Annotated in this window: 16 protein-coding genes and 1 pseudogene; 15 read left to right on the top strand and 2 right to left on the bottom strand. The window is 45.2% G+C overall.

Going from position 1 to position 16,510, the window contains the following annotated elements; translation table 11 throughout:
- Positions 1–119 precede the first annotated feature (119 nt).
- From IPL83_14115 to polA, 9 genes are all read left to right on the top strand, one after another.
- Positions 120–398, top strand: coding sequence for a cytochrome (locus IPL83_14115; GenBank protein ID MBK9040272.1), 279 nt, complete (start codon positions 120–122; stop codon positions 396–398).
- 1 nt (position 399) lies between these two features.
- A complete protein-coding gene (locus IPL83_14110) occupies positions 400–906 on the top strand; it encodes a cupredoxin domain-containing protein (protein MBK9040271.1) in 507 nt (168 codons plus the stop codon).
- A 1-nt stretch (position 907) separates the two neighbouring features.
- Positions 908–2,020 (top strand): CpaF family protein, encoded by a 1,113-nt coding sequence (locus IPL83_14105; protein ID MBK9040270.1) that lies wholly within the window; start codon positions 908–910, stop codon positions 2,018–2,020.
- Positions 2,021–2,235: 215 nt separating this feature from the next.
- Positions 2,236–3,243 (top strand): hypothetical protein, encoded by a 1,008-nt coding sequence (locus IPL83_14100; GenBank protein MBK9040269.1) that lies wholly within the window; start codon positions 2,236–2,238, stop codon positions 3,241–3,243.
- A gap of 29 nt (positions 3,244–3,272) precedes the next feature.
- Entirely contained in the window at positions 3,273–4,544 is a 1,272-nt protein-coding gene (eno, locus tag IPL83_14095) for a phosphopyruvate hydratase (GenBank protein ID MBK9040268.1), read from the top strand.
- Between the two features lie 96 nt (positions 4,545–4,640).
- Positions 4,641–4,979, top strand: a complete 339-nt coding sequence (locus IPL83_14090) for a septum formation initiator family protein (protein ID MBK9040267.1) — start codon at positions 4,641–4,643, stop codon at positions 4,977–4,979.
- An 86-nt stretch (positions 4,980–5,065) separates the two neighbouring features.
- Positions 5,066–5,275: a cold shock domain-containing protein gene (locus IPL83_14085; protein MBK9040266.1), complete on the top strand. Its 210-nt coding sequence runs from the start codon at positions 5,066–5,068 to the stop codon at positions 5,273–5,275.
- Between the two features lie 44 nt (positions 5,276–5,319).
- Positions 5,320–5,610, top strand: a complete 291-nt coding sequence (locus tag IPL83_14080; GenBank protein MBK9040265.1) for a helix-turn-helix transcriptional regulator — start codon at positions 5,320–5,322, stop codon at positions 5,608–5,610.
- Positions 5,611–8,202: a DNA polymerase I gene (gene polA / locus IPL83_14075; GenBank protein ID MBK9040264.1), complete on the top strand. Its 2,592-nt coding sequence runs from the start codon at positions 5,611–5,613 to the stop codon at positions 8,200–8,202.
- A gap of 18 nt (positions 8,203–8,220) precedes the next feature.
- Here polA and IPL83_14070 read toward each other — a convergent pair whose 3' ends face one another.
- On the bottom strand, positions 8,221–8,874 hold the full coding sequence (locus IPL83_14070) for a hypothetical protein (GenBank protein ID MBK9040263.1): 654 nt from the start codon (positions 8,872–8,874) through the stop codon (positions 8,221–8,223).
- 81 nt (positions 8,875–8,955) lie between these two features.
- On the opposite strand from IPL83_14070, the gene IPL83_14065 reads away from it, so the two are divergent.
- Positions 8,956–9,948, top strand: a complete 993-nt coding sequence (locus IPL83_14065) for a flagellar basal body-associated FliL family protein (GenBank protein MBK9040262.1) — start codon at positions 8,956–8,958, stop codon at positions 9,946–9,948.
- A gap of 25 nt (positions 9,949–9,973) precedes the next feature.
- Here IPL83_14065 and IPL83_14060 read toward each other — a convergent pair whose 3' ends face one another.
- Positions 9,974–11,284, bottom strand: coding sequence for a sigma 54-interacting transcriptional regulator (locus IPL83_14060; GenBank protein ID MBK9040261.1), 1,311 nt, complete (start codon positions 11,282–11,284; stop codon positions 9,974–9,976).
- Between the two features lie 205 nt (positions 11,285–11,489).
- On the opposite strand from IPL83_14060, the gene ysxC reads away from it, so the two are divergent.
- The 5 genes and pseudogenes from ysxC (at position 11,490) to IPL83_14035 (ending at position 16,503) form a co-directional block, all read left to right on the top strand.
- Entirely contained in the window at positions 11,490–12,074 is a 585-nt protein-coding gene (ysxC, locus tag IPL83_14055; protein ID MBK9040260.1) for a ribosome biogenesis GTP-binding protein YsxC, read from the top strand.
- Positions 12,071–12,829: a 3-deoxy-manno-octulosonate cytidylyltransferase gene (gene kdsB / locus IPL83_14050; protein ID MBK9040259.1), complete on the top strand. Its 759-nt coding sequence runs from the start codon at positions 12,071–12,073 to the stop codon at positions 12,827–12,829. The genes ysxC and kdsB overlap by 4 nt, the downstream gene beginning before the upstream one ends.
- Positions 12,830–12,880: 51 nt before the next feature.
- Positions 12,881–14,616: pseudogene (locus IPL83_14045) on the top strand (CTP synthase).
- Positions 14,616–15,608, top strand: a complete 993-nt coding sequence (locus IPL83_14040; protein MBK9040258.1) for a KpsF/GutQ family sugar-phosphate isomerase — start codon at positions 14,616–14,618, stop codon at positions 15,606–15,608. The pseudogene IPL83_14045 and the gene IPL83_14040 overlap by 1 nt, the downstream one beginning before the upstream one ends.
- A gap of 166 nt (positions 15,609–15,774) precedes the next feature.
- Positions 15,775–16,503: an outer membrane beta-barrel domain-containing protein gene (locus IPL83_14035; protein ID MBK9040257.1), complete on the top strand. Its 729-nt coding sequence runs from the start codon at positions 15,775–15,777 to the stop codon at positions 16,501–16,503.
- Positions 16,504–16,510 lie beyond the last annotated feature (7 nt).

Genomic DNA, 16,510 nt, shown 5'->3' with positions numbered 1-16,510 from the left:
ACTCGTAACGTCAATCTCAAGAAGCTTGACGTTCGAATTCGACGTTGGCCCCGGGGCCTCATTCAACAGCCTAAAAATGCCGAAGAGATGCGTAGAGAACCTTTGCACAAAGGATGTCTATGTATTTACAGGGCAATCTACAACAAGTCTTTGATGCGCTTTATGAGCTTGGAATCATTGATCCAGTCTTACAAATGGATTGGGGGCAGGCTCTTGAGCAGATGCCGCATCACCTTGATCACTATCACAAGGCGATTGGTGCGGCAAATCTCTATCAGGATGATAAGAAAACTCTCATGGATGAATTGAAAAAATTAAATGAGTCAGCTCTTAAATACTTGGCCATGGAGGTAGCTCGTGAGTATGCCGATTTTCACGCGCGAGAGATTTTACATTAATATGATTCTAAAGTTGGTGGCTGGAGTTCTATTTGTCATTTTAGGATTGAGTGGCGAAGTTCACGGTGAGTGGGCTGTTGATTTTTCAAAAAGATTTAAGGACCAACGAAAAGGTGAAATGAAGGAATCAGCTCCAGAGGGAAGAACGCAAGATACGACCATCTTTGATCGCTTGATTTCTTCTCAGAGCCGAGAGGGCGTTCAAGAAATAGTTATCTTGAATACCGATGGTGGATTTATTCCAAATACCGTGAGAGTTCGAGAAGGAGAGAGTTACAAAATTCATGTTGTGAACGTGAATGAAAAGGAAAAAAACGTCAGTTTTGTGATGGATTCGTTTAGTGAGCACCATGCCACGTATTTTGGAAAAATGAGGTCCTTTGTAATGAGTCCCAAAAAGGAAGGTATCTATTCGTTTGTCTGTCCCGAGACCTCTGCTCAAGGGAGAGTGGTCGTGCATGCAGTCTCCGCTGAGGCGGGGATTCGGCGTCCCGCCGCAGAGGAGTGATATGGCAAATGGGGACGGCAGTGTTTTTGAGCAGGCTATTCGAAATTTTCTTGGACCAGTTGTACCTCTGCTGGAGGACGAGCGAGTCACTGAAGTGATGATTAATGGTCACAATGAGATCTGGGTTGAAGTAGCTGGAAAAATTCAAAAAACAAATCTCAGTTTCAAGAACGAGGACGCCTTGCGAGCGGCGGTCAACAACATTGCCCAAAGCGTAGGAAGGCGAATCAGCGACGAGGAGCCCCGGCTCGATGCTCGGTTGCCCAACGGCTATCGGATCCATGCGGTGATTCCGCCCTGTTCGAGAAAGGGAACGACGGTTGCAATTCGAAAATTTTCTACTAAGCAAATGTCATTTAAGGACTATGTGAATATCGGAGCTATGACTGTCGACGCGGCCCAATTTCTAGATGTGTGTATGAAATTGGGAAAAAATATTTTGGTCAGCGGAGGCACTGGATCGGGAAAGACAACTCTACTAGGTGTTTTGTGCAATCGGATACCCAAAGGACAGAGGATTATTGTCATTGAAGACGCCAGCGAGTTGAGGGTTGAATACGAGCATGTTGTCTTTTTTGAAACGAGGCTTGCGGACGAGCAAGGCCGTGGCGAAGTGACAATTCGTGATTTGCTCAAGAGCAGTTTGCGCCTACGGCCCGATCGTATTATTGTTGGTGAGGTGCGTGGGTCAGAGGCTCTTGAACTCGTGCAAGCCATGAACACCGGGCACAAAGGTTGTTTGGGTACCGTACACGCGAATTCGCCCAGTGATGCAATCGTACGCTTGGAGGCCCTTGCCCAAGGCGGAGATAAAGGTCTCAGTGAAAAGGCTCTTCGCTACCAAATTGCCTCGGCCATAGATTTGATTGTACAAGTCTCTCGGTATTCTGATGGCTCCAGGCGGTTAGGGAGCATTGCGGAGGTCAGAGGATTTACCTCCGATGGTTCCTATGATGTTGTGCCTTTGTTAAATTTGAGTCGTCTGACGAAGGGGCCAGATGGAAAACTAATAGGCCAGTTGCAGCCTACCGGGGAAGTCCCATCCTTTATGGCTGAGATCGAGGACAATCAGATTCCCTTTTCGCGCAGTAAATTTGGATCGAAGGCGTCCTAAATAGATGACGAAATAAGGCTAAAAGTGATCGTATATCTTTTTGGCACGACGCCTCCATCGCTGCATATCAATTCTATTGAGTCTCTACAACAGAGTGAAAAAACAAGGGAATATCATTTGTTTTCGACCTTCATAGTCGTTACAACGAAGATGTGCATTTCAGTGGAAAGATTACTAATTCGGTTCTAGCTCACGTGAGCCGCCAGGGAGCGGGAATGGAAGGGCTATACGATCTTACAGATCTTCCCGAGGAATTTCTGCGTGATCCTTCCTGTTGGCTTGATTCTCAAAAAGTGGAGCAATTTTTAGGCGCCGTAAGTCGGGAGTATGGCGATAGGATGGGCAATTGGAATCTAATGGAAAGCGTTGGACACAGTTGTCATGAGCTTTGGTCTTGGGGCGTATTGGATAGCGTTTTGCGAATGATGCCCAATGCTCAGGATGTATATCAACAGCCCCATCGTTTCTTGTCCTATTTTGTATCGCCGGCACCTGACCTCGCACAGGTTCATCGAGAGAGCGAATCAATAAGCTTTGAAATGCCTTGGGTAGCTGAAGAATATCCGTTGACCTCGGAGTATCTACGAGCGGCTCTTGAGGCCTTGCCTTCCTATGTGGGAAAACAGCGGGCCCTGGTGCGTTGGCGTGGTCACCTCATTTCTATTGGGTGGTCTGACGCTCAACAGAGTTTTTTTGAAGACGAAGACAGTGACGCGAACTTTAAGCCAGAACTTGTTAAAACAATGCGACAATCTCTGGAGTTGGCTCAAAGGGAGCTTGAAGAGCGCAAGAGGGAACTGGTTCTTAAAGACTTTCAAATTGACAAATACCGGACTCAGCTTGAGAACTTGGTTTGCCTGGCTGAAAATAACCAGCAAGGAGTTCGTGAGTTTTCGGAGTCTCGAAATTTTGATGGGCGTCTTGATCTGTTAAAATCTCAGTTGAGACGCCTTGACGATTATATGGTTCGAGCGCAACAACTCGTAACCATACTTGTGGGTCAAGGCCGCAAGGATGCTCAGGTCAATGAGGCGATGAAGCGAGTGGATTGGGATTACTTGCGTTCGACGTTTCCTCAGCTCATCAAAGATATGGTAGCAAGTTTGGTTGGATTGCAGACGGAGCTGCGGGGGGCGGCGATCCAATTGCCTTCGGAGCAGGGGACTACCAATTCTTCCGATTGGCCTCATCGTGGCAATATGAATCGGCAGTTAAATCTTTAAATGAGAAGCAACATTAAAGGAGAGCATTAGTGGCGAAGATAAAGAGCATTCATGGCAGAGAAATATTGGACAGTCGCGGCACCCCGACTGTTGAAGTGGAAGTGACATTTGATTCAGGACATATGGGACGATTTGCAGTTCCATCTGGAGCTTCGACTGGAGCCTACGAGGCCCATGAGCTCCGCGACAAAGATCCCAAAAGACATTTTGGTAAGGGAGTTAGAATTGCAGTTGAGAACATCAATAATATTTTGTCTAAGAGACTTGTTGGCGAGAAGTTCGTTGGTGTAGAGGCTTTCGATAATTTGCTCCTAAATATTGACGGAACTGAGAACAAATCAAAAATTGGCGCCAACGCAATTCTTGGTGTTTCCGTTGCCGCCGCCAAAGCCGCGGCCTTATCAGAAAATTTGGTTTTTTATCGTTATCTTGGGGGCGCCGGGGCAACGAAGCTTCCTGTGCCACTCATGAATGTTGTAAATGGGGGCGCCCATGCAAATAATGGCGTAGACGTTCAGGAATTCATGATTGTACCCGTTGTGGGTGAGTCATTTTCTGAATCGCTTCGAGCGGGTTGTGAAATATTTCATTCTTTGAAGAAAATCATAAATGAAAAGGGAATGACGACGGCAGTCGGAGATGAGGGCGGTTTTGCTCCCAAATTATCGCGCAATCAAGATGCACTTCAACTTATTATGAAAGCCATAGAGAAGGCCGGTTATAAACCTGGTCAAGAGGTTTTCCTCGCTCTCGATGTTGCAGCAACTGAAATGTATAGCAATGGTAAATATTCTTGGGAAGGTCGGTCGATATCCTCTGAGGAATTGTCTGATATCTATAAGTCTTGGATGAAAGAGTATCCGCTTGTTTCAATTGAAGATGGGTTTTCTGAAGATGACTGGGAGGGATGGATCCAATTTACGAAATCAGTTGGTGATAAGATTCAGTTGGTTGGTGATGATTTGTTTGTGACCAACCCAAAACGCCTCCAGGAGGGAATTAGCCGGGGAGCTGCGAATGCCCTCTTGGTTAAGGTGAATCAAATTGGAACGCTTTCAGAAACAATCAAAGCCGTTAAGATGGCGCAACAGGCCTCTTATCGCACAGTAATGTCACATCGCAGCGGTGAAACTGAAGATGCAACAATTGCCGACTTGGCTGTGGGCTTGGAAACGGAGCAGATCAAGACTGGATCTCTTTGCCGAGGTGAGCGGACAGCGAAATACAATCAGCTTTTGCGAATCGAGGAAGATCTTGGTTCAAAGGCTAAATACTGGGGATCTCAGGCTTTTCAAGCTTAGTCTGGGCTTCGCATGGGGAGGAGTTTCAATGAATTCCAGAGGAACTCCTCAATACCTGGACTTTTATCCTTCCTTTTTTGAGGTATGATAGAGGTGATGGGTATAACCCGTATGTTTCAGTGGATACAAGAGCAGTTGAATCACCCTCTTCGGGTTTTGTGGTTTTGTGCTGCTCTTGCATTTTTCAATCTGTTTGCCGACGGAAGTTTGATTCGTCTGTGGGAATTGCATAATGATTTCTACAAAATCCAAAATCAGACCTCCGTTCTCGAAGCTCGTTCTCTGGAGCTAGATGAAAAACTGCGTCATGCCTCGGATCCCTTGTTTATTGAGAGGGAAGCTCGTGATCGATTTGACCTAGTGGGGCAAGGCGATCTTGTTTTTGTTTTTTCTGATGATGAAGAAGAATCGGCAACCACGAATGAAGCTCTTTAAGATGTCGAGTTCAAAATTTTTTATGCACTATCCAAATCGTCCAGAGTACCAAATAAAAAAGTTACTTTTTTAAAGGAGGCTTTCTTATGGCATTAGGTCGGGTGAAGTGTTTTTTTTGCCACCAAGGTTATGGATACATACAGCATCACGATGGTAGACCCATATATTTTCATTATACCTCATGGGGTGATGGTGGTAGAGTCGACGACTCAATCGTTGGATTAGATGTCGATTACGATCTTTTGGAAACATCAAGGGGGCCGGAGGCAACGAATATTCGGCCTTTGAGAAGATGAAAATTCTCGATTTTGAGTGGAAAGCATTTTGGAGGGGGATTCGAATGGAGTGGGATGGTCTAATGGTCAGGCAGTTACGCCTGAGGCTTGGTTGGTGCACGGCGAATATGGCGCGCCGTTTAGACTGCTCCCAGAGGACAATTTTGAGTTGGGAATTGGGAGAAGCATTGCCCGATCCTCGATATTTTTCTCCCTTAAAAACCTTACTCTCTTTTGCTGAAGCCAACGCCGAATGGATCAAGCAAAGAAACTTGGCTGACAATTTAATCAGGGAGAATGGACTACAGCAAATAAATCGCGAAGAGATCTATAGGCTGACAGATAAGGTCCAGTAAATGAAAAAGCTATTTCTTGTTGACGTTAGCTCGATGTTCTTTCGAGCCTTTTACGCTATACCTCCACTCTCTAGCCCAAAGGGCATGCCGACAAATGCATTGTATGGGTTGCTGTCGATGACAATAAAATTGTTGCGAGAGAACAAACCTGACTACATGGTTTTTTGTTATGATCGGATAGAGCCTTCCTTTCGGCAGGGCCTCTACCCCGAATACAAAGCCAATCGCAAGGAAATGCCCGAAGAGCTCGTGCCACAAGTTCCTTACCTTAAGAAGATGCCAGAAATTTTAGGAATTGCCGCGCTAGATTGTCTGGGCTACGAGGCTGATGATCTGATTGGTACCCTCGCCACAATGGGAAGAGCGAATAACTTAGAGGTAACCATTGTGAGTGGAGACAAGGACTTTGCACAGCTCGTCTCTCCTTTCACTGTACTATATGACACGATGAAAAACGTAAAATACGATAGCCAGGGAGTTATTGGAAAATGGGGAGTGGCTCCCGAACAAATGATCGACTACTTGGCCTTGGTTGGAGATTCCAGTGATAATATTCCTGGAGTCAGGGGGATAGGGCCTAAGGGCGCCATTCATCTATTAAATGAATTTCGAACTTTAGATGGAATCTATCAAAATATTGACAAAATTTCTGCCAAGGCTCAGAAAGCCCGTTTGATAGAAAACAAAGACATGGCACTGCTTTCTCAAAAGTTAGTCACAATAGTTCAGGATATTGATCTTGATTTTAAGTGGGATGATTTTCGCCTCAAACCCATTGATAAGGACCGACTTAGGGATTTCCTATTGGAAATGGGATTCAAATCATTTGAAAAAAGTCTTCTGGGCGAAAGCAATAACAATATTCAAGCAGGGCTTCCAAAAGTGGAGGCCATCAATAAGATGAGGAAGAATTTACCTGATAGAAAATCTGACAAACAATCGAATACTGAGGGAAAAAACAAATCACAAAAGTGGATCGAAAAAAATTGGACCATTGAGGAGTTGAAGTCTTCGATTGAACCTTATTCGAAGATTTGGGGGCTCAAGTCCGATCGTGGTTTTTTAATTGGATATAAGGGTCGGGTCGGATACGCAGACGGTGAGGATAGAGAAATCGGAGGAGCACTGTCTGGTAAATTTCTGAAGTGGAAAGGCTTTGATCTCAAAGAGGTTTTTCGGTCCTTGCAGATCAGTGATCCTTTGGTGGTATGGGATGCAATGCTCGCCGCTTATGTTCTTGATCCAGGAAGTGTTGATGATTTCAACCAGATCTATCAAAGATATTGCGAAAGGAATGTCCCTGATTTGGCTTCTGCAGGTCAAATTATAAGTTGTCATTCGGAAATCAAGTTTGTTCTTCTTGAAAAGCTGGATGAAATGGGAGGAAAAGGGATTTATGAACATCTAGAGATCCCTCTTGTTCCCGTACTTTATAATATGGAGAAACAGGGAATAGGTATAGATGTTGCGGAGCTGAGTGAACAAGGCAAACTTCTCGCTCAGGATCTGTCTCTTTTACAAATTGAAATTCACAAAGCAGCTGGTCAATCCTTTAATATTGCGAGTCCAAAGCAACTCGGCGAGATTCTTTTTGAGAAAATGCAAATCCCGGCGGGTAAAAAAACAAAATCTGGATATTCAACGGCCAGCGATGTAATTGAGAAATTGGCTGTTGAGTTTCCAATTTGCGGTTTGGTTCTCAAGTATCGTGAATTGGCAAAGTTAAAATCGACTTATGTCGATGCACTCCCTCAACTTATCAGTAAAGAGACGGGCAGATTACATACGCACTATCGACAGGCAGCCACGTCTACGGGAAGACTCTCAAGCGTAAATCCAAATCTGCAAAATATTCCAATTCGCACTGAAAGAGGGAGAATGGTTCGCAAGGCCTTTGTCGCAGACAAAGGAAAATTATTTATTTCGGTGGATTACAGTCAAATCGAACTCCGAATTCTTGCTCATGTCACGGGCGATGAGGGGCTCGTTCGAGCATTCAAGGAAGATCTCGATATCCATTCTGCGACGGCTTCTGAAATTTTTAATCTTCCTCTCAAAGATGTGACTTCTGAGTTCAGACGAAAAGCAAAAGCTGTGAACTTTGGAATTGCTTATGGACAAGGGGTTTTTGGATTGGCCCAGACTTTGGGGATTTCACGTGGAGAGTCTGCCGAAATTATAAAGAAATATTTTGAACGTTTTAGAAAAGTAAAAGAGTACATGACGGAGACAGTCGAAAAGGCAAAGAACAATGGATTTGTGGAAACAATTTTCGGGCGTCGCAGATACATTCAGGAGCTGAAATCCTCTCGTCCAGCAATCAGAGCCTTTGGAGAAAGGGCTGCCATTAATGCTCCGATTCAAGGTGCGGCCAGTGACCTGGTAAAAATGGCCATGATTCAACTTCACGAGGAGATCGAATCTCCAATGATTTTGCAGGTACATGACGAGCTGCTCTTTGAGTGCGAAGAGAAAGTTGTTGAGAGTCAGTCTTCTGAAATAAAAAAAATAATGGAGAAGGTGGCCAAGCTGGATATTCCCCTAAAAGTGAACTTGGCTTGGGGCAGAAACTGGGAGGAGGCCCACTCTTAGATACACCGACCTTGTCGGCTACATCGTTTCCCATCCAACAACACGTCCTCCTTCGAAATAGATGAGCCTCATTTCCCGTCGATAGCCATCCTCCGAGGAGACATATTTTGAATACTTCCAACACTCGTTTCGATAAATGGGATTTCCTGCAACTTCAACAATTTCTGGATCTCCCCAGGATTCTGTGACTGCTTTTTGGCTCATTCCAATCACAATATCATTGCTCTCAATAAGTTTGGCCATTTCATCAGAGTAGCCTCCGTTGTCGATCTCAGAAATCCCAAGGCTTTGAACCCATCGTTCACGAGCTTCGATGGTTGGGATCTGTAGAAACAGGATGCGGTCTAGGTCATTTTTTAGAAACGCCTGATAGCGGTAATACTGTTGCTTTTGAAGTTTTGTTGGAATTGCAGCTTCCATGCGCTTGAGCCGCAGTCTTTGTTCGATGCTTGCTTGATCGTTCTCATTTAAAGATTGAGAGGGATTTATGCCTAGCTCCTCGATGGCTAGCTGTTCTTGGCGCAATCTTCGGCTTTGATAGAAATCAACCGCAGAATTGGATTCTTGAAATTCTGCCCCCAAATAGCCGCTCTCAGGATGGCGCTGCAGCAGGGAGCAGGACGAAAGTCCAATCATTAAGAGTGAAACGAAGAGAACGCAGCTTTGCAGCATCTGGGACCTCCTGATTCGATATCGGTATGAAACAAGAATTTTTAAGTCCAAGGATCGGCTAAATTTTGTCATAATGTTCAAATGGCGGACCTAAAAACCACGAATGTTGAAAAAAGCAGCGAAAATGGAATTTCTGAGGCCCAGGTGGGCTCAATCTCTCTTGAGGATATCGATAAGTTTTTAGAGGAATCTGATCCAGCATTTAGTATGTCTTTGGCAGACATTGTTCCGGAGGAGTTAAAGACCGATGCCGAGATAAGTTCCTTGGACCTGGATGAAAAGGCACTTGCTGAAGATGATGAGCAAAAGGAGAAAAAAAAGAGTTTTTTGGATAGATATCCAAACGTGCAAACGGCAATCGCCAAAAGTCTTGTACCTATAAAGGGAATTCCAACAAAATCCAGAACCATTGTCTTGAAATTGCGCAATGAATTTCTCTCGGTTCTATTTGGATTTTGGAGTTTTTGTCGTCATGAACTTCCTGACAGACTGAGATTTTTGTTTTGTCAAATCCAGACGGCTATTGCCTTCTGCTTTGAACTTAATCGCAGATTTTGGGCAAAGACTTGGAAGGAGAAAATCCTCTATGGATCTGCTTTGGTGTTCTTTGTTGGATTTAGCTCAATGGTAGCAAAAAACATGAAGGGGAGGTGGCTGCCCTCACTTTTTCTGGACTACACAAGAGATCTTGGTCTGATCGCAAATCGGGTGCAGGCTTACGACAGTCAAAAGCAGATTTTACTCTCTGATGCCTTTCCTCAACCTTTTTTTACGGTATTACTTGAAAAGATCGTACTGAATTTTCGAAAAACATCAGAACATCAAAATCCCATGGGGGCATTTAAGTTTTATGTGCGCGTTGACTCACAGGAAACAGCTGTCGAAGTTAAGGATCGGCAAATCGAATTGTTGGATGGCATGCAAAGAGCCCTCGAAGAACTCACTTACGAAGAGGCCAACGGTCCTGGGGGCAAAACAACAATCAAGTCTCTTGTTAGAAATGAGATCAATCGAGTTTTGAGCCAAGGCCGGGCCCTAGAAATAGACATTGAAATGATGATCACGAAGCCTTAGCTCTATCCCAAACTCCTCGCTGTGTCTAATTATTGGCGCCTTCTGATGTGAGGGATCGAAGGTCTATTTGGTAGGTTCTTATGCGGTCATGAAGAGTGCTCTTGGGCAGACCCAAATCAGCGGCTGTTTTTCGCTGATTTCCATTATTTATTTGGAGCCTTCTCTCTATGAGAGCTCTTTCTAAATCTTTGATTACATTTCCAGACAGAGGTTCTGGTCCGATGGGAGAGATTTTCGAGAGAGAAACACCAAAGTCTTCGGGTAGGATATCGATCAGGCTTTCTACGTCAGAGGCCATGACTCTATCCTGGCAGAGGGTTTTTGCTCTAGCCACCACGTTTTTGAGCTCTCGGATATTTCCTGGCCAACGATGTTCCTTTAGTCTGTCAATCGCCTCGGTCGAGAAGGCCACTTTGTATTCTCGGGCAAAATGATGGAGTAAATTTTCAAAATCTTCCATTCGATTTTTCAATGCAGGTGCTTTTATGTTTAAGATATTTAGGCGAAAATAGAGATCTGCGCGAAACTCTCCCTGAATAACTCTTTCTTTTAGGTTGTGATGGGTGGCGGCAACAATTCTGACATCAGTTGTAATCGTGCGATCTGCGCCGACGGGCCGGATCTCTCGGTTTTCGAGACATCTGAGAAGTTTTGGTTGGAGACTCAATGGCAAGTCGCCGATTTCGTCAAGAAAAAGAGTTCCCGCGCGGGCCGATTCAAAGGCTCCTTTGCGGTCATGGGTTGCATCTGTAAAGCTCCCTTTTGTATGACCAAAGAGCTCACTTTCGGCCAGGGATTCGCTCATAGCACTGCAATTGACGCTGACAAATGGGCCCTCGCGACGGGCAGAGTAGCGATGGATCATTTGAGCGAGAATTTCTTTCCCTGTCCCAGAGGGGCCGCCGATGAGAATGGCAAGGTCCGATCTGCTGAAGTTTGGAAGCGATCGTAGTTTGCTATTCCAAGAGGTATTCTTACTCGTTAACAATAAAGACAAGGGGCGTTTGTCCCTTTCAGTGCGAAAAATAAGCTCAGAACTTCCAATGCGGATTCTATCATTGTGGGAAAGAGGAGCCTCCAAAATTTGTGCTCCGTTGACCAAAGTTCCGTGGCGACTACGCAAATCCTTTAATACATAAATGCCGTTGCGCCATTCGATCCGTGCATGACGGGATGAAACGGAGGGATCGTTGACTTGAAACAGGTTGTTTTCGTCTCGTCCAATCGTTAAAAACTCGCTGAGTTCGTGAACTTCGTGGGCTGGACCTTCAAGGTGAGAGAGGAAAGCTTGCGGACTTTTGGGGCGAGAAATAGATTGAGTCGTTTGGGTGTCCATAAAATACCTCGCAAAAGGGGTTAAATATAGTGGCGGAGTGCTCTTTGAGAAAAAGTAATTACAATTTTGGTGCCGAGGTGATTTTGCCCCCTTTGCGCCTCATTTCGTCGAGAGAGTCCAGATTCTCGGATTTGCGTCCCAGGATTTGGATGGGGATACTCATTGATCCTTGTCATGATGTTGGAAAAAGCTTAGCTTGGCCCACATGAAAATCGATTTTCTGATGAGTGGTGTTCAACCCAAAGATTATCCCTCGCCTGACCTGCCTGAGGTGGCCCTTCTGGGACGTTCCAATTCGGGGAAGTCTTCGTTTATCAATGCTCTTGCCAATAAAAAAATTGCAAAAGTTTCGGCCTCCCCAGGAAAGACGCGCTTATTGAATTTTTATTCGGCCGGAGAGAACTACAGATACGTTGATATGCCTGGATATGGTTTTGCGTCGCGGAGCCGTAACGAAATCAAGAGTTGGCGAAAAATGGTCGAGGTTTATATGATGGAGCGCTCCTGTTTGACAGGCCTTCTCTTGATCATGGATGCAAGGCGAAAATGGACGGAGGACGAAGAATTACTTCGTGAATATGCAATCGGAGCGGACTTGCCCCTTCTGGTAATTATGACAAAAGAGGATAAGCTTGCCAGACAAGAGAAGTTGAGGCAGATGGGCCCAGTGGCCGAGATTGTTGGCAAGGAAAGTGTATTTATGGTGTCTAGCCTCAAGAAAACCGGAATTGCCGTAGTGGAAGAGGCAATTTTCGAGAGATGGATTCGTAACTGGAGCTCGCTCAAATGAAAATTATCGGAGTCATTCCAGCTCGTTACGGATCTAGTCGATTTCCTGGAAAGCCATTGGTGCCGATTGCCGGGAAACCCTTGCTGCAATGGGTAATCGAGGGGGCCCGAACAGCGAAATGCCTATCAGAGATATATGTTGCAACAGATCACTCCGAGATCTTTCAATTGGCAGAGAATTGCGGAGTTCGTGCCATTATGACTGAGCCAGATCTAGCATCGGGAAGCGATCGTGTGTGGGCAGCTTTGAAGGATATGGAGTGTGAAGTGGCTGTGAACATACAAGGAGACGAGCCGCTCCTCACAGGTGATCTTCTGGATTCCCTGGTCGCTCCTTTTGAAGAGGATATTCACCTTGAAATGGCGACTTTAGGACGTGCATTAAAGCCGGGAGATCTCGAATCTATGTCAGCCGCAAAGGTGATTGTAAACCAAGGTCACGAGGCCATTTATTTTAGTCGATTTCCGATACCATATTCACGAATTGACGCGAGGCAACTTCCTCAAGTATGTTACAAGCATATAGGGCTTTATGCCTATCGTAAGAGCTTTCTAAAGGTTTTTTGTGAGCACGGACCCACCAATCTTGAATTGGCAGAGGGCTTAGAGCAATTGCGCGCTTTGTATTTGGGAGCACGGATCCGTATGGTGGTGGTTGAAGAGGATTCTTGGGGTGTTGACACGCCTGAGGATGTGGCGAAGATTGAGGCAATGATCCAAAAAAGGCGAGGACATGGCAGGAACAAAAAAATCTAGTCTAAAAAGGAACTCTCAGAGATCTTCTCGGATGAAGAACTCTCTGAAAAAATGAAGTCGCCTCTCAGGTCGACGTCTGAGATCTTTGAACCAAAGTTTATATTTGTGACAGGGGGGGTCGTTTCCTCTATTGGAAAGGGACTGACGGCGGCAAGTTTAGGTACTTTGTTGGAATCCCGTGGCCTTAAAGTGTCCCTGATGAAGTGTGACCCCTATATTAATGTTGATCCTGGGACAATGTCCCCTTTGCAACACGGCGAAGTTTACGTTACCGAAGATGGGGCCGAGACAGATTTGGATTTAGGGCACTATGAGCGATTTGTGCGAGTTTCTTTGACTCGTTCAAATTCAGTTACAGCAGGTCAGATTTACGAAAGCGTGATCTCAAAGGAGCGCCGGGGAGATTATCTGGGAGGTACGGTCCAGGTCATTCCTCACATCACTGATGAGATTAAATCTCGGATATTTCAGGCTGCTCAAGGAGCCGAAGTCATCATCGTTGAAATTGGCGGGACGATTGGTGATATAGAAGGACTTCCGTTTATTGAGGCCATTCGACAATTGCGAGTTGACGTTGGAATTCAGAATTCCATATTTGTGCATGTGACCTATGTTCCTTACATTGCTGCTGCAGGCGAGCTAAAAAGCAAACCAACTCAGCACTCAGTCAAAGAGCTTCGCGAGGTGGGAATTCAGCCGGATTTTCTGATCTGTCGCACTGAAAAACCCATTCCACTTGAATTGAAATCCAAGATTGCTCTCTTTTGTTCCGTTCATCCCGATAATGTTATTGCAGCGCCTGATTCTGCGAGTATTTATCAAGTGCCTCTGACTCTTCACAAAGAAGGCTTTGACGAGAAAGTTGCAAAACGTCTAGGCATTGAAGTCGGTGAGCCAGCTATTCAGGAATGGGCAAAATGGTCGCCACCCTCATGAATCCAAAGTACGAAACAAAGATTGGGATCGTGGGAAAATATGTGGATCTGAAGGAGAGTTATAAATCATTACATGAAGCGATCATTCATGGAGGAATTGCCAATCACACCAAAGTGAATGTGGTTTATATTGATTCTGAACGACTCAACACCAAGAACGCAAAGGATGCTCTTGCTGGAGTAGATGGAATTTTGGTTCCCGGTGGATTTGGGGAGAGGGGTGCTGAGGGGAAGATGGCCGCAATTCAGTATGCACGCGAAAATAAAGTTCCCTTTTTTGGAATCTGTTTCGGAATGCAATTGGCGGCAATTGAGTTTGCTCGTCATGTTTGTGGAATAAAGGATGCGACGAGCCGTGAGTTTAATATACCAATAAAGAAAAACTACAATTTGGTTATTGATATGATGGAGGAGCAGCGCGGGGTCTCGGACAAAGGCGGAACGATGAGATTGGGATCTTACCCCTGTAACCTCGTTCATGGGACTCGAGTACGTGAAATTTATGGTGAGGCATTGGTCCATGAACGACATCGTCATCGTTTTGAGTTCAATAACAAATATCGAGCTCTTTTTGAGAAGAAGGGCATGGTTTCTTCTGGAGTTTGTAAAGAGCGGGATTTGGTTGAGATAGTCGAAATTAATGAGCACCCTTGGTTTATCGGCGTTCAGTTTCATCCTGAATTTAAATCACGTCCTTTGCAACCACATCCCTTGTTTACCTCCTTTGTTAAAGCCGCAATCTTAAAAACTTCATCTTTAAAATCAGAAATGGCTTCCAAGACCAGAAGGAATGGAGTCACTGGTTCAAAATGGAAAGATCGTCTTTTCCCAGCTTCAGAGGCAAGTTCCTGATGGATCGGGAGCGGCAAGCCGACTTAGATGAGGCGCGATCAGTATTGGAAATAGAAGCTCGAAGTATTTTACATTTGCGTGAAAGGCTGGGTCGGGAATTCTCAAAAGCGGTAGAACTTGTACTCGCCTGCGAAGGCAGAATTATTTCGACAGGAATTGGGAAATCGGGAATTATTGCTCGTAAATTGGCGTCCACCTTTACTTCCACCGGTACGCCGACAATATATCTTCACCCAGCCGAAGGCTCTCACGGAGACTTAGGTATTGTTACAAAGGATGATTTAGTTATTGCGATGAGCTACGGCGGGGAATCGGCCGAGCTGGTTCCTATCATTTCTTATTGTGCTCGAAAAAACCTGGTACTTATTGCGATGACTGCTAATTCAGAAAGCACTCTCGGACGAGCAGGAACAGTCTGTTTAGATATTGGCGTCGCAGAAGAAGCTTGTCCGCTTGGTCTAGCACCGACGGCGAGTACGACAGTAAATTTAGCCTTGTGCGATGCGCTGGCGATGGCAGTTTTGAAGCGTCGAGGCTTTAGCAGGGATGATTTTGCTGAGTTTCATCCGGGTGGGGCCTTGGGTCGCCGGTTGTTAACTCGAGTTCGAGATGTGATGCATGTCGGAGAAGCCCTTCCATTGGTTTCTCCGGATGAGGAAATGGCCATAGTCGTCAGCCAAATGACCGCTAAAGAGGTCCGCGGAGTGGCAGGAGTTGTTCAGGAGAATGGGACTTTGATTGGTGTTGTGACCGATGGAGATATTCGTCGGCGACTGGAGAAGAGTAAATCTCCACTTCTTGAAAAGGCAAGTGCACTCATGTCTCGTCATCCCAAGACCATTGACGTGAACGAATTGGCGGAACGGGCGCTTTTTGTCATGGAGCAATTTCAAATTCAAATTCTTTTTGTCGTCGACAAGACGGCCACAAATCCTTCTGCCCCCATAGGGATCATTCACCTTCAAGATTTATTACGAGCTAAAGTTCGCTAGGATCTTGGGCCCTTCTTTTTCATTTTTGGTTCGCTGAACTCCCATGGCATGAGACCAAAGCCCTGAGATCTTCGAAACGGTAGCCATAAACCGAAGATAACCTTATGATGAAGTTGCCGAAAGGCAGGTCTTTGGAGTTCGGTATTTAATTATGCGAGATGAATTCATGAACTTGGTATTGGGCTCACTTTGTCTTTTGCTAACGGCCGTTTTTTCCACTCCAGGTTATGCCGACAAGATTGAATTTCCTGAGGATGAGCTGGCGAGCGAATCCGTTTTGCCCGTTTTTGACAAATTGGCGAACGTGAAGAATCGAAATGTTGTAACGGAAAAGAGAATTGAACTAGGAGGAGGATTTGGCTTTAATTTGATGGATCCTTTCTATAATCCGCTCAATTTTAATGGCTCCCTTTCCTATCATTTTGATGAAATTCATGGGGTCAATCTGGCAGCGGCCTTTTGGCAAAGTGGTCTTTCCAGCTATGGAGAGCAATTGAGGAAGGGAGAAGGACTAGATTTATCATATTTTGATGCCAGTCGAGCTCCTCATCCTAAATATATGTTTATGGCCAACTACCAGTATACCGCTTATTACGGAAAAATAAGCTACTCGAAGAGTTTAGTTATGAATTTATCGATGTTTAGTTTGGTGGGTGTAGGAATGATTGGACTCGATGACCAGAGCGTTGTCGCCCTGAACGTTGGAGCAGGAGAGAAATTCTATTTTACTCCAAATCTGGCGCTTCGTCTTGATTTGCGTGCTCTTATCTACAGAGGTCCAGATCCCACAACAAAGGCACTTTTGCCAACGGATTCAGTTCAACCGAGTTCGGCGTTTGATGAAACAACATTCATTCATGCCTTGATGACCCTTGCCCTCGTCTATCTCCTCTAGATGTTTG

It is taken from the genome of Bdellovibrionales bacterium (assembly GCA_016716765.1).
In the GTDB taxonomy this organism is placed as follows: domain Bacteria; phylum Bdellovibrionota; class Bdellovibrionia; order Bdellovibrionales; family UBA1609; genus JADJVA01.
Note: the sequence above shows the minus strand (reverse complement) of the source record. Positions and strands in the feature narration are given on the sequence as shown.

Bases quoted from the DNA above. Each gene is read 5' to 3' on its own strand.
- IPL83_14105 (MBK9040270.1), top strand. From the start codon at position 908: ATGGCAAATGGGGACGGCAGTGTTTTTGAGCAGGCTATTCGAAATTTT.
- IPL83_14100 (MBK9040269.1), top strand. From the start codon at position 2,236: ATGGAAGGGCTATACGATCTTACAGATCTTCCCGAGGAATTTCTGCGT.
- IPL83_14035 (MBK9040257.1), top strand. From the start codon at position 15,775: ATGAACTTGGTATTGGGCTCACTTTGTCTTTTGCTAACGGCCGTTTTT.
- IPL83_14065 (MBK9040262.1), top strand. From the start codon at position 8,956: ATGGCGGACCTAAAAACCACGAATGTTGAAAAAAGCAGCGAAAATGGA.
- IPL83_14060 (MBK9040261.1), bottom strand. From the start codon at position 11,284: ATGGACACCCAAACGACTCAATCTATTTCTCGCCCCAAAAGTCCGCAA.
- IPL83_14085 (MBK9040266.1), top strand. From the start codon at position 5,066: ATGGCATTAGGTCGGGTGAAGTGTTTTTTTTGCCACCAAGGTTATGGA.
- IPL83_14090 (MBK9040267.1), top strand. From the start codon at position 4,641: ATGGGTATAACCCGTATGTTTCAGTGGATACAAGAGCAGTTGAATCAC.
- IPL83_14040 (MBK9040258.1), top strand. From the start codon at position 14,616: ATGGATCGGGAGCGGCAAGCCGACTTAGATGAGGCGCGATCAGTATTG.
- ysxC (MBK9040260.1), top strand. From the start codon at position 11,490: ATGAAAATCGATTTTCTGATGAGTGGTGTTCAACCCAAAGATTATCCC.
- IPL83_14070 (MBK9040263.1), bottom strand. From the start codon at position 8,874: ATGCTGCAAAGCTGCGTTCTCTTCGTTTCACTCTTAATGATTGGACTT.
- IPL83_14080 (MBK9040265.1), top strand. From the start codon at position 5,320: ATGGAGTGGGATGGTCTAATGGTCAGGCAGTTACGCCTGAGGCTTGGT.
- polA (MBK9040264.1), top strand. From the start codon at position 5,611: ATGAAAAAGCTATTTCTTGTTGACGTTAGCTCGATGTTCTTTCGAGCC.
- IPL83_14110 (MBK9040271.1), top strand. From the start codon at position 400: ATGATTCTAAAGTTGGTGGCTGGAGTTCTATTTGTCATTTTAGGATTG.
- kdsB (MBK9040259.1), top strand. From the start codon at position 12,071: ATGAAAATTATCGGAGTCATTCCAGCTCGTTACGGATCTAGTCGATTT.
- IPL83_14115 (MBK9040272.1), top strand. From the start codon at position 120: ATGTATTTACAGGGCAATCTACAACAAGTCTTTGATGCGCTTTATGAG.